The organism is Paenibacillus sp. Aloe-11 (assembly GCF_000245715.1).
Lineage (GTDB): Bacteria > Bacillota > Bacilli > Paenibacillales > Paenibacillaceae > Paenibacillus > Paenibacillus kribbensis.
In genome coordinates this window covers 37969-50090 of record NZ_JH601080.1, presented here as the reverse complement: position 1 = coordinate 50090, position 12122 = coordinate 37969, and the positions used below count along the sequence as shown (strand labels likewise).

Below are 12122 nucleotides of genomic sequence, written 5' to 3'. Positions count from 1 at the left end.
ATGCGTGCAGACAAAATGATTTTACAAGTTAAGGTGTATAACAGTTATTATAAGACGTTTGAAGTAGGCAACGTTGCTATACTTGACGGCAAGTTTATGTATATTGGTCAGCGTGGTCTGGAGTCTTTCGAGGTTGCTGAAATTGTGGAGGGGCACGGGAAATATATGATTCCCGGCTTGATCGACATTCATTTGCACATTGAAAGTACGATGGTGACACCAGCCACTTTTTCCTATGGACTCATTCGCAACGGTGTGACGACGATTGTACCGGAGCCACACGAAATGGCGAATGTTTTTGGACTGGAAGGAATTCGGGAAATGATGGAAGCCAGCAAGGATTGCGTGGCTGATATGTTTTACAGTATTCCAAGCTCTGTCCCGGCAACGCCGCTCGAAACCTCAGGGGGCGAAATAGATATTCCTGAGATTGATGCGCTGCTGAAAACCGGCGAGATGATTTGCCTGGGTGAGATTATGAACTATGTGGATGTGATCCGTAACCCGGACAGCAAAACGAATCGCATCTTACGCCATGTTCGTAAGCATTACCCGGAGCTGATTATTGAGGGTCATACTCCGAAGCTGTTGGATTTGGACCTGCATCAGTTGATCTATGCGGGAATTGGTTCGGACCATACGCATCAAAGCATTGAAGGCATGAAGGCACGGATGGCCGCAGGGATGTTTATTGAGATTCAGGAAAAATCCATGACTCCTGAGGTGATGGATTACCTGATCCAGGAAGATGTGGCACAGCATTTTTGCTTCGTAACGGATGATGTGATGCCGGACTCCTTCGTGGAGCGAGGACATCTGAATCATATTGTAGCTAAAGCGATCCGGATGGGAATGAAGCCTGAGGACGCCATTTATGCAGCCACCTATACTCCGGCGGGACGGATGCGCATGCATGACCGTGGAACGATTGCACCGGGAAAAATAGCTGATTTTGTGTTGCTGTCCGATCTTGGCCAGTTTGATGTAGACCAAGTCTATAAGGACGGGAACAAGGTATTTGATAAATTCGAGGAATACCATCAGGGATTGATGCAACACCGCTTCCCTGACCATTTTTATCAAAGTGTCAAGCTGGAGCCGCTCACGGAGCAGGATTTTACTGTAGAGATGGATGTAGCTGATGGAACGCATCAATGCCGTATCATGATGGTCGAGGATGGATCGACCTTTACAAGCGAGCAGATTGCACCTATGCAAGTGGAGCAGCGTGAGTTGATATGGGAACATGGTGAGCACGGACTTATCGCTACGTTTGAACGGTATGGCAAAAACGGCAACCGTGCCTACGGTTTGATCGGGGGAGATACGATTAAACGGGGCGCGGTGGCAACCACCTATTCGCACGATAATCATAACCTGTTGGTTGTAGGGCATAACAAGCAGGATATGGTATTGGCCGCGAATACGGTTCTTTCCAGCCAAGGCGGCTTTTGTGTAGTTGAAAATGGCAAGGTGCTTTCCCATTTGCCGTTAACCGTAGGCGGGATTTTAACAGAAGGGCCGCTGGAAATGGTTGCGGCCCAAGTGAAGGAGCTGCGTTCAGCCATGCTGTCACTGGGCTACCGCCATTACAATCCAATCATGTCGCTGAGCACGCATTCTCTGCCGGTCAGCCCGGCCTTGAAAATTACCGATCACGGCCTGATTGATGTCAACGCAGGCAAGGTTGTACCTTTAATCGTGGAACCTTCCAAAATACAAGAATAATAGTTGAGCCGACCCCCATGTGGGTCGGCTCTCCAGCTTGTCGAGAAACCCGGTCTTTGTGAAGGCCAGGGTTTCTCTTTTTTAGTTTTCTAGGCGATCCAGGTGAAGATGTACCGGATTTTCTTAGTCTAGACGTTTATGTTCAAAAACGAATTTCAAAATATCGCTCGCTGGTTTGTTGCCCGTCAAAAATTGAGTGAAAAGAGCTCTTGTTGCTTCAGCTTCCGTCCAATAGTTCGCTTCCATTAGAGTGAGGACGGCTTTGTTGATATTCTTGTGAAAAGCACTCTGCATCTCATGCGCTGCTTTTCGTTCTTCGTCATTAAGATTGATGGCTTTGAATTCACGACTGCGTTCTTTAGTCGCTTGGGATAGAGCTTTATGCATGCCTGGCACATCAAGATCGACGCAATAGGCAGGCGTTCCGGGCTGTTGACGCCATGATTCATCCAAGCCGCCAGCATCGACTGCATCAAACCCTATTTCCTCCACCAGTTTTAATACGATAGCCTTAGTAGCCGGGTCATCGCCAGCCACAGGCATGGCTAGGCGACCTGGGGTTTCCGCAGGCAGCCCTCGTGTCAAGTTATACCAAGGTGTTGCATTGAATGCTTTAATGACCGGGTGTTTGATTTGTTGCTCCACCCAACGACTTTCAGGCAGCCCTATTTCAACAGGCTCAATGAGAATATCGAAAAGTAACGGATAATAGTTGGCCGTATCAATGACTACCCCGCCTGGAGCGATCTTATCGAGAAACCCTGGTGGCAGGTCGGGAATACTTTTTGGGGGAATTGAGATAATCACTACCTCGGCCCCTTGGGCAACATCGTTAATCGTTGTTGGCCTTGCGCCAGTTTCCTCGGCTAGCTCTTGCAGCGCTTTAGCATTTCTCGAATTTGTGATCGAGACATCATGCCCCAGTTTGGTCATGACTCTGGTGAGGTTGCCTCCAACATATCCCGTTCCGATCATGGCGATCTTCAATCTGTACAACCCTCTCTCCGTATGGTTTGATGTGTTTTTCATCGTCATTTATAAATAAAAGTGACTGCAGTCAGTATACTTCGGTCATTTTTATTTTGTCAAACCTTCCGACCAAGTCGTATTCTTTGACTTACTAAAAACACATGCATTATAGTTGTAGTTGTTAAATAGATAAACCGGCGTTTGACCTCGACGCATCACAGGAGGGATGGCATGAAGGCAACAGAAACGAATCGACAGCTCAAGGGGAAGGCGACAAAGAAAAAAATATTTACAGTGGCTAAAGAGCTTATCCTAACTAAAGGCTATAGCCATGTTACGGTTGACGAAATTTGCGAGAAATGCAGCCTTTCTAAAGGCGCGTTTTATATTCACTATAAGTCCAAAGAGGATATCATCAGAAAATTGTACCGTGACGATATTTCTGAATATATGGATGAAAATTTCAAGAAGTATTTGCTAGAGAACAAAGATGCTTCTGCAATCGACAAGCTTAAAACTTTTATGATGGTTGCCCTAGGCTTTCCATTAGTCATTGGAGAAGAATTGACTAAGCTTGCTTTTATCGTCAATCTAACATTAAAATCGCCCGAAAGTTCCTCATTCTTATCCGATTGTTTAGAGACGGAGCTTCTCTTAGAAATCGTTGACGAAGGAATTTCCGACTCACTATTCAGAAGTGATTTATCCAGAGAAGAGATCGTTAATGCTGTATACTCTTATTTAACAGGGGTCTTGGTTACCTGGTGTCTTTCAAACTTCGCCTACGATATTGTCAAAACGGGTGAGAAATCAGTTGAAGTTCTAATAAAAGGTCTCCAATGACCGTGTGATGCAGTTGAGTAATAGGGGCGACTCCCATGTGAGTCGCCTCTTTTTTGTCATGATTCAGCAGACAAAATTAGCATCTTCCATACTCTTATTGATGTGACCTATCTATAACGCGTTGACGGCTTGCTGGATAAAGACTACATTTAGGCTAAATCGATATTATAAATTTTTACCAGGGGAGGACTTCGCTCTCTATAATCAGCAGAATTCCTGGCGTATTCGGTTTTATTGGAATAAGCACGCCTGGCCGACAGCCTTCTTATCCACTGTACCATCCCCGATTTGATATAGACGAACGATCCTTGATTTTAGGAACCCGAATGCATGTAGTGTTTGCTTTAAGCGAATTGGCAACTTCATATAATCTTCATGATTAAACACGAATAAAGTCTTGAAAAACATAGATACCGTGTTATAATTAAAACAGGATTTAGATTAAGTCTAAATTAATTGATGAATATTTATTGGATTCACGCATGGGATTTAGAAGAAAATCAGACACTACTGTTAACGAGTATCCAAGCTTTACACCAACTATATTTTGAATGATAACGAGAGGGGATTTTAACATGAGTACACTAAATCATACGAACGCACAACCTACACAAGAGGCTATTCAAGAATTGCATAAGGCTTTGAACCGTCAGGTAGCTACCTGGTCCGTGTTGTACACGAAGCTGCATTATTTCCACTGGTACGTAAAAGGTCCTAACTTCTTCACATTGCATGCTAAATTTGAGGAGCTTTATAATGAAGCAACCACCAGCCAATCTGGATACGATTGCTGAACGTCTGCTGGCCATTGGCGGCCGTCCGGCTGCTACCTTGAAGGAGCACTTGCAATTGTCGGCTATTCAGGAGTCTACAGGTGAGCAAACAGCCGAGGATATGGTAAAGTCCGTTGTTGCCGATTTCAAAACCATTACTGGTGAACTGGCTAACAGTATGGAAGCGGCGGATATGGCACATGATAAAGCGACTGAGGATCTTCTTAATGGTTTGAGAGAAGCGGTAGATAAACATATCTGGATGCTCAGTGCGTATTTGGGATAAGGGATTGGGATAAATTTCCACGAATGTGGAGATCAGGTGAACAAGCACACATCCCGTTGGTTCCAGTCTGCCACTGGAGTATAATGACGAGAAGACGTGGAAGACCACAGGCTCATGAATCATAGAGCTACCGGGATGGGGTGTATGCTATGGAAGTGAACCAACAGCTTTTGCATGAAGCGGAGCAGTTTATATATACATGTTATGAGGAGCTGGGCCGAAGCTGCGATGAAGCGGAAGCCCGGCTTCTTAGTATTCGTCAAGATATAGAGACTACTGGAACGTATGATCACACGTTTGAAGAGCTGGAGCACGGGGCACTCATGGCTTGGCGCAATAGCAATCGTTGCATCGGGCGCTTGTTTTGGGACAAGCTTTTGGTGAGGGATGCTCGTAACGCGTCAGATGCAGAGGAAGTGGCAAACGAGTTGTTGGAGCATATACGCATAGGGACGAATGGCGGTAAAATCAAGCCGACGCTGACGGTATTTCGCGCCTCCAAGCCAGGATTGCCGAATATTCGCATCTGGAATCATCAGCTTATCCGTTATGCCGGCTATGAAACCGAAGAAGGGGTGATCGGGGACCCGATCTCGCTGGATTTTACCAAGGCTTGTAGAGATATGGGATGGCAGGGAGCCATGACTCCTTTTGATATTTTGCCACTGGTTGTGGAAGCGGGTGGACAGCCTCCCAAGCTATTTGAGATTCCCAAGCATCTGGTGCTAGAGGTAGCCATTGAGCATCCGGAGCTTTCGGATTTGGCCTCACTAGGGTTGCGTTGGTATGCGGTACCTATGATTGCGGACATGACGCTGGAGATTGGCGGTATCGTCTATACTGCGGCTCCGTTTAACGGCTGGTATATGGGAACAGAAATCGGTGCCCGTAATTTTGCGGATCCCTTCCGCTATAACATGCTGCCACAGGTGGCTGAGCTGATGGGGCTGGATACTACCAGCGAAACAACGCTGTGGCGCGATCGGGCGCTGGTGGAATTGAATATTGCTGTGCTGCATTCTTTTAAAAAAGCAGGAGTCAGCATTGTGGACCACCATACCGCAGCGGCACAATTCCGGCTGTTTGAGGAACGGGAAGCCAAGGCTGGGCGTGAGCTGACAGGTGATTGGACATGGCTGATCCCGCCGTTATCCCCGGCGACAACGCATATTTTTCACAGCTCTTACGATAATCGGCATGTGAAGCCGAATTTTGGAGTTCAAGCGAAGCCGCAAGGCTGCCCTTTTCACTCCGGATAACGGAATAGCTGCAAATAAACCCGGACTAGGGCTCCAGTTTATCCCATACAACGATAAATAGTGTGGCCAGCGGGCCGATTAACAGCGAGAGCAGGAACCAATTTAGCCTACTCCGATTTTTGGACTGTGCCAAGCCAGCATTAATGAGGGCGAGCGTTCCCCAGCCTACGTAAAAATCCTCTGACATGGTATCCTCCTTTGTAACAATGTATTTCCTGGTTTGAGGAGCGAAGCAAAGTTGGAGAGAGAGTATTTTACGGTTATGCTTGCCCATGAGATAGGACACGCTGCTGATGCTGTGCTCGTGAATCTCCCCGATGTGCTGGAGCAAGAGAGTGAGATAGGGACCCGGCAACGGCTTGTACTGCATATTGAAGAAAATGCATGGAACTATGCGCTTAGACTGATGCCTGAAATCGAAGCAGCGTTTATATCTGCCGTTATAGACGAGTCCTTGCTGGCCTATCGGGTCCCGGTTATAGAACAATCTGTCATTGCATGAGAATGATCACCCCTAGAGCTCGCAGCTCTTTTTTTGTGTGGCAGGACCAAACAGGGGGCGATAAGAGCGATTCAAGGCAGAAGCTTTTTAAGCTGTGATACACGTCCCTGAGACAGTTCGAGCATTTCAGCTAATTCTTTTTGAGATACATCAGGGTGCTCCTCTATGAGCTGTTTTAATTTATTCAGGAGTTCATTCTGATTTCTGTAATTCCTTCTCTTCTTGGGAGGGGCAGGATGGGCTTCATGCGAATGACTGGAAGGATTGTCGCTTTTCAGGGCTTCAATACAGCTATGACATATGAGGTGGTCTCTGAAATAGCTCAAGTTATCTACGGCACTACAAAAATAACAAGAAACCCCCGTATACTTGCGAATCATCAAGCCCTCCGGAGTAATAAAAAAATCGAGGGCATCACCGATATTAATATTCATGGAATTGCGTAGCTCCTTGGGTAGCACAATACGGCCCAAATGGTCTAAAGGTCGTGTCATTCCAGTGTTTTTCATCATTTTTTTCCCCTTTCATGAAATGCGCTTATGGTTGCGAAAATGGTATGTTATGTATGCTGGAAGTACAAAGCGCTTATATTACAGTTTGTTTTGGTGGACTATGCCTAAAAAAAGCTCCGGCATGACGTACAGTTACGCCTACTACCGGAGCATGATACAGCCAATGAATCTAAGATGTCGTGTCGAATTACTGTGGGTTGGTTGTCCAAATACCGGCTACTTTTAATTGAACCCGCGAAGGCAGCTTCAATGCGGCCAATGTCAAATCGGCCAAATCCTGCGGCTGAAGCATGCGGTCTTCGTCGCCAATAGGCAAGCCTGCGTTTGCCGCCAATTCTGTATTGACGGTGCTTGGGGTCAGCGCGGTAACGCGAATGTTGGATTTGCGAACTTCCTGCATCAGTGCTTCCGTGAAGCCCATCAAAGCGAACTTGGATGCACAATACGCCGAGCCTGTTGCAAAGCCCCGTTCTCCTGCTGTAGAGGAAATGTTGATAATATTTCCGCTCTGTTGTGCCAGCATGCTTGGGAGAGCCGCGTGTGTAACATAATAGGTCCCTAACAAATTGACGCGAATAATACGCTCCCACTCTTCAGGGTCCATATCCGCGACTGTACCGAAGGTAGCGATTCCTGCGTTGTTGATCAAAATATCGACAGCGCCCAGCTCGTGCTCCAGCGAAGCTACAGCAGCAGCAGCCTGTGCGCGATCCGATATATCTGCAGCAGCGCTTACCACCTTCACGCCGTATGTACTACTCAGCGAATCCTGCAATTTTTGCAGATCAGCCAATGTGCGTGAAATTAAACCCAGATTAACGCCTTCCTTGGCCAAGGTTTCGGCAATTGCTTTGCCAATTCCTTTGCTGGCCCCCGTAATAATAGCTGTTTTATTTTTAAGTTCCATCCAGTCTCCTCCTTAATAGAATACATAACGGTTTGTGCATTTGAGTACATGGTTACATTATACAAGTATAAGTTCCTTGAACCAAACCTCGCCCCCAATGAGGAAGCCTGCTTAACCTGATTGGCTGTAAAATTGCCGGATGTTTATTTTGCGACAGGTGGGTACTTTGAAGGTTAGTAATTTCGGCATTGCCTGAACTAGCGGTGATGGATGTATTTTGTGCGAAGGCATTTTGAAGTGTTACATTACCCGAGTGTATATCTACCGTGGTCCATTTCTTGTTAATAGCTGTTGTTTCCTTCCTCCAGTAGGCTTGCGACATGATGGACAAAATCATTCCATTCCCGTGTAAGTATTGTCGTATAGTGGTTGCCTGTATCGGTCAGACGATAATATTTACGGGGGGGTCCTTCAGTCGATGCCTGTAAATAGGTTGTGCAGTACCCCTCTGATACCAGACGGCGAAGCAGTGGATATAAAGCCCCTTCGGCTACTTCGATATGACGGGAAACGGCTTGAGCCAATTCGTAGCCATATCGGTCCTTGCGACCAATTAGGACCAGAACGCACAGTTCAAGCACCCCTTTTTTGAATTGGATGTTCACATTCACGAGCGGTGCTCCCTTCCTGGATGTTATTGATGATTCATAGATGTCGTTCGGAGTAAGGGGAAGAAACGTGTGTGTTTGTCTTAATTTTTCAAGGTACTAATCATGGAATAGTAGTCAGGTATAATTTAACATCATGTACTGATTAATGCAAGGTATTAAATTTTTATTAAGTAAATCTTTCGTGAAAAATGACTGGTTTTCGCCCTTCCAGGGCTCAATAATTAGCGAATGTTGTAGAAGAAAGTAGTTCTATTTAGAAATATCTCGAATGTTGCTTAAATGTGCAAATAGAACGTTGCTTTAATTTCATTTATTAAAATATAGATTGTGAAGTATTCGACAGAGTTAAAGATCTCTTTTTATGAGAGGGTGGGCAAAGGCAGGATTGGGAACCCTTCCCCTTCCGGCCTTAGCTGAAAGGACCGGAGAGGGGAAGAGAATATTGTGAGAATAATAGCGGTGGTACGAGGATGTACAGAAATCAATTGGATACAGCCAACGCATCCCGGGCGGCTTGAGCGGCCTGCACCATTTGCCGTAATGCGGCAATAGATTCCTCCTTGGTGCGGGTTTTCAGGCCACAGTCCGGATTAACCCAGAACAAATCTGATGGCAGGACGCGCAGAGCACGCTGGATCATACTTAGCATTTCGGCCACATCGGGAATGCGCGGGCTATGGATATCGTACACCCCTAGACCGATGCCTTTGTCGTATACCTGATCCTCAAAGCTGATAATCAGTTCTCCGTGGCTTCGCGAGGTTTCAATAGATATAACGTCGGCATCCATATCGGAGATGGACTGGATCATATGCTGAAATTCGGAATAGCACATGTGTGTATGGATTTGGGTCGCAGGCTCGACGGTGGCTGTGGTCACAAGGAAAGCTTGAACCGCCCAGTCCAGATACGCTTGTTGTTGCTCTTTTTTCAGCGGAAGTCCTTCGCGAATTGCGGGCTCATCGACCTGAATCATGCCTATGCCCGCTTGTTCCAGTGCTTCTACCTCTGCCCGCAATGCCAGCGCCAACTGCAAAGCAACCTGACTGCGCGGAATATCATTACGCTCGAAGGACCAGTTTAAAATGGTCACAGGGCCTGTAAGCATCCCTTTAACAGGTCTGGAAGTCAAGGATTGAGCGAAGGCTGTTTCTTCCACAGTCATGGGTTGATCGAACAAAACGTCCCCGTATATAATCGGCGGTTTGACGCAGCGGGAGCCGTAGGATTGCACCCATCCGTTTTGCGTAAAAGCAAAGCCTTTTAGCTTCTCGCCAAAAAATTCAACCATGTCTGTTCGTTCAAATTCCCCGTGTACAAGCACGTCAATGCCAATTTCCTCTTGAATATCAATCCATTCCTTGATTTGCTGCTGGATGAATGTCCGGTACTGCTCGGCAGACCATTCTCCTTTGCGATATTGCAGACGAGCTTTGCGAATCTCGGCGGTTTGCGGGAAGCTGCCGATGGTCGTTGTAGGCAGTGGAGGCAGCTTCAGCTTATCCTGCTGAATCACACGACGCTGGGCGAAAGGAACGCTGCGTGACTGAGGCTCTTTGGCCAGCAGTGCGGCCATATCGGCAGCCGTCTGTACACGTGCCGCCGAGCTGTTGAAGCGGGCTACCGCATCCGCGCTTTGTTCAACCTGCGCAAGAGCGGATGGATTGCGCTCGCCAAGTGCAGCCGTCAGAGCAGCAATTTCCTCGAGCTTTTCATCGGCAAAAGCCAGCGCATGCACCAGCTCTATGTTCAGCTTTTGCTCTGCTTCCAGACTGACCGGCACGTGCAGCAGGCTGCATGACGGCTGTACGATCAGCTGTGCGGCGCTTGTCTGTTCCGCCAGCTGACTGAGCAGCGCAGCTACGGCCTTCAGATCACTACGCCATATGTTGCGTCCGTCAACGACTCCAGCGCCCAGCGTTTTCCCTGCAGGAAAGCCATGCTGCAGTACATGCTGAAGATTTTCCCCATCATCATGCACAAAATCAAGACCCAAGCCCTGTACCGGAAGGGTGGACAGACGCTTATAATGCTCCAGGCTGCCAAAGTAGGTTTGCAGCATAATATTTAAGGCTGGTGCCGCTTGTGCCAAAGTCTCATAGGCTTCCTGAATAATGTCCAGATCCTCTGCCGGGAATGACGTGGTCAGGACAGGCTCATCGATCTGAACCCACTGAACACCTTCCGCTGCTAACTCAGACAGGACACGGGTATACAACGGCAGGAAGCTTCGTACAATAGTGGCTAGATCTTTACGGTCATAGCCCTTGGACAGGGCCACGAATGAATAAGGACCGATGAGGACCGGCTTGCCTTCAATGCCCAGTTCCTGCTTGGCCTCACGATAAGCCTGCAAGGGTTTGTTTTCGGTGAGTACCGGGGCTGCATTTGCCAATTCGGGCACGATGTAGTGGTAATTGGTATTCAGCCATTTGGTCATTTCACTGGCGGTAGCCCCCTTTTGCCCACGAGCGATCTCGAAATAAACAGATAGAGGAACAGGGCCTGCCGGCCAATAGTTGAAACGTTCTGGCACCAGGCCAAACATTACGGATGTATCAAGCATGTGATCGTAATAGGAGAAATCTCCGACAGGAATGAGGTCAATTCCCTTGTCCTGCTGCTTGCTCAGATGCTTCAGACGCAATCTTTTCATCTCACTATGCAGTTCGCTTTCGTCAATACTGCCGTTCCAGAAGCGTTCCAATGCTTTCTTCCATTCCCGGTTTCCGCCGATACGGGGATAACCCAGATTACTGCTAATCAAGCCGGACAATGCGGACCGTTCGTTAATAGACATGTGCTTTTCCTCCTAGCTGGCAACCAGTTTATTTTTACGTACCAAAAAAGGCATTCCATCCCCCAGGCTTAAAAATGAGTAGGGGAAAGAATGCCTCCGTGATTAAAAAACAAAAATACGGTGACTGCTCTTAACACCTCCCTATCTCCCGTAGGTACTTGCGATGTTGTTGAAATAGGCAGGTCTCCTGACTCACGGATCATGACTTTCAGCATCCTTCCCGGTCTGTGTGTGAACCAGTGGATATATGAATAGCTGAAAATTCCCCGTATACAGTGGCGGGACCGTGCCGGATTTACACCGGCTTCCCTTTTAAGTCTGAACTGAATAGAACAGACACCTATCTCCAAGCTATGCAATTAAGGTATGACGAATATTTATGCACTCGTATACTTGTTCATCATCATAAGTGAAACTGACGGGATGTGCAATAGAAAAAAGACAAGCCTTCCCTATAGTGGGGGACTTGTCTTAGGGTATAACATCTGGCAGAGCATAAGATGATCTCAAGCTAATGAAACGGCATGACCTGCCTGAATACTGGCTTTTACATCCACCAGACGCTGATTGCGACTGCCCCGGAAGCGGAGGGTCAGGTCCTTTTGTTGCTCTACAAAAGGTCCATCCACAATTACATCGCATAGCAGCGCCAGCTCCCGTCGAGCCTGATCTGCGAGCAAATCCTCATAGACAAAACCGGTATAAGCCCACACGTTTCGATCAGGACAGGCTGCGCGGAAGTCACGTACAAATTGCGAGCATTCCTGCGCGGAGAAAAACGGGTCTCCTCCGCAGAGAGTCAGTCCGTCCAACAGCGGATTGTCCATGATGTCACGGATGACTTCCTGTTGTCGTTCGGGCGTGAATGGCTCACCTGCGCGGAAGTTCCACGACGCCGGATTGAAGCAGCCGGGACAGGCATGGCGGCAGCC

The 12122-nt window shown here is 47.5% G+C and carries 11 protein-coding genes, 1 pseudogene and 1 riboswitch; of the genes and pseudogenes, 5 read left to right on the top strand and 7 right to left on the bottom strand.

Annotated elements, in window-relative coordinates; all coding sequences use genetic code 11:
- The gene (locus WG8_RS24030) at positions 1-1728 is read left to right on the top strand and encodes an adenine deaminase C-terminal domain-containing protein (protein ID WP_007432884.1); all 1728 of its coding nucleotides are present in this window, start codon (positions 1-3) and stop codon (positions 1726-1728) included.
- Between the two features lie 123 nt (positions 1729-1851).
- On the opposite strand, the gene WG8_RS24025 is transcribed toward WG8_RS24030, so the two are convergent.
- Positions 1852-2715 (bottom strand): NADPH-dependent F420 reductase, encoded by an 864-nt coding sequence (locus WG8_RS24025; RefSeq protein WP_007432883.1) that lies wholly within the window; start codon positions 2713-2715, stop codon positions 1852-1854.
- 213 nt (positions 2716-2928) lie between these two features.
- Between WG8_RS24025 and WG8_RS24020 the strand changes: the two genes are divergently transcribed.
- From WG8_RS24020 to WG8_RS24010, 3 genes and pseudogenes are all read left to right on the top strand, one after another.
- Positions 2929-3540 carry a TetR/AcrR family transcriptional regulator gene (locus WG8_RS24020; protein ID WP_007432882.1) on the top strand — a complete coding sequence of 204 codons (612 nt, stop codon included), beginning with the start codon at positions 2929-2931 and terminating at the stop codon, positions 3538-3540.
- A gap of 575 nt (positions 3541-4115) precedes the next feature.
- Positions 4116-4599, top strand: a pseudogene (locus tag WG8_RS24015) (Dps family protein).
- Positions 4600-4748: 149 nt separating this feature from the next.
- Positions 4749-5858 (top strand): nitric oxide synthase oxygenase, encoded by a 1110-nt coding sequence (locus WG8_RS24010; protein WP_007432880.1) that lies wholly within the window; start codon positions 4749-4751, stop codon positions 5856-5858.
- A gap of 25 nt (positions 5859-5883) precedes the next feature.
- Here WG8_RS24010 and WG8_RS27520 read toward each other — a convergent pair whose 3' ends face one another.
- Positions 5884-6045, bottom strand: a complete 162-nt coding sequence (locus WG8_RS27520; RefSeq protein WP_007432879.1) for a hypothetical protein — start codon at positions 6043-6045, stop codon at positions 5884-5886.
- A 51-nt stretch (positions 6046-6096) separates the two neighbouring features.
- Between WG8_RS27520 and WG8_RS24005 the strand changes: the two genes are divergently transcribed.
- Positions 6097-6360: a hypothetical protein gene (locus WG8_RS24005; RefSeq protein WP_007432878.1), complete on the top strand. Its 264-nt coding sequence runs from the start codon at positions 6097-6099 to the stop codon at positions 6358-6360.
- 71 nt (positions 6361-6431) lie between these two features.
- On the opposite strand, the gene WG8_RS24000 is transcribed toward WG8_RS24005, so the two are convergent.
- The 5 genes from WG8_RS24000 to nrdG all read right to left on the bottom strand — a co-directional run.
- Complete coding sequence (locus WG8_RS24000; protein WP_007432877.1) at positions 6432-6869, bottom strand: AbrB/MazE/SpoVT family DNA-binding domain-containing protein; 438 nt, start codon at positions 6867-6869, stop codon at positions 6432-6434.
- Positions 6870-7059: 190 nt separating this feature from the next.
- Positions 7060-7779 (bottom strand): 3-ketoacyl-ACP reductase, encoded by a 720-nt coding sequence (locus WG8_RS23995; protein WP_007432876.1) that lies wholly within the window; start codon positions 7777-7779, stop codon positions 7060-7062.
- A gap of 281 nt (positions 7780-8060) precedes the next feature.
- Complete coding sequence (locus tag WG8_RS23990) at positions 8061-8390, bottom strand: PadR family transcriptional regulator (RefSeq protein WP_007432875.1); 330 nt, start codon at positions 8388-8390, stop codon at positions 8061-8063.
- A 481-nt stretch (positions 8391-8871) separates the two neighbouring features.
- Positions 8872-11190 carry a 5-methyltetrahydropteroyltriglutamate--homocysteine S-methyltransferase gene (gene metE / locus WG8_RS23985; protein WP_007432874.1) on the bottom strand — a complete coding sequence of 773 codons (2319 nt, stop codon included), beginning with the start codon at positions 11188-11190 and terminating at the stop codon, positions 8872-8874.
- Positions 11191-11350: 160 nt separating this feature from the next.
- Positions 11351-11549, bottom strand: a riboswitch (cobalamin riboswitch).
- Positions 11550-11696: 147 nt separating this feature from the next.
- The coding region (gene nrdG / locus WG8_RS23980) for an anaerobic ribonucleoside-triphosphate reductase activating protein (RefSeq protein WP_007432873.1) at positions 11697-12122 on the bottom strand (426 nt) is incomplete at its 5' end.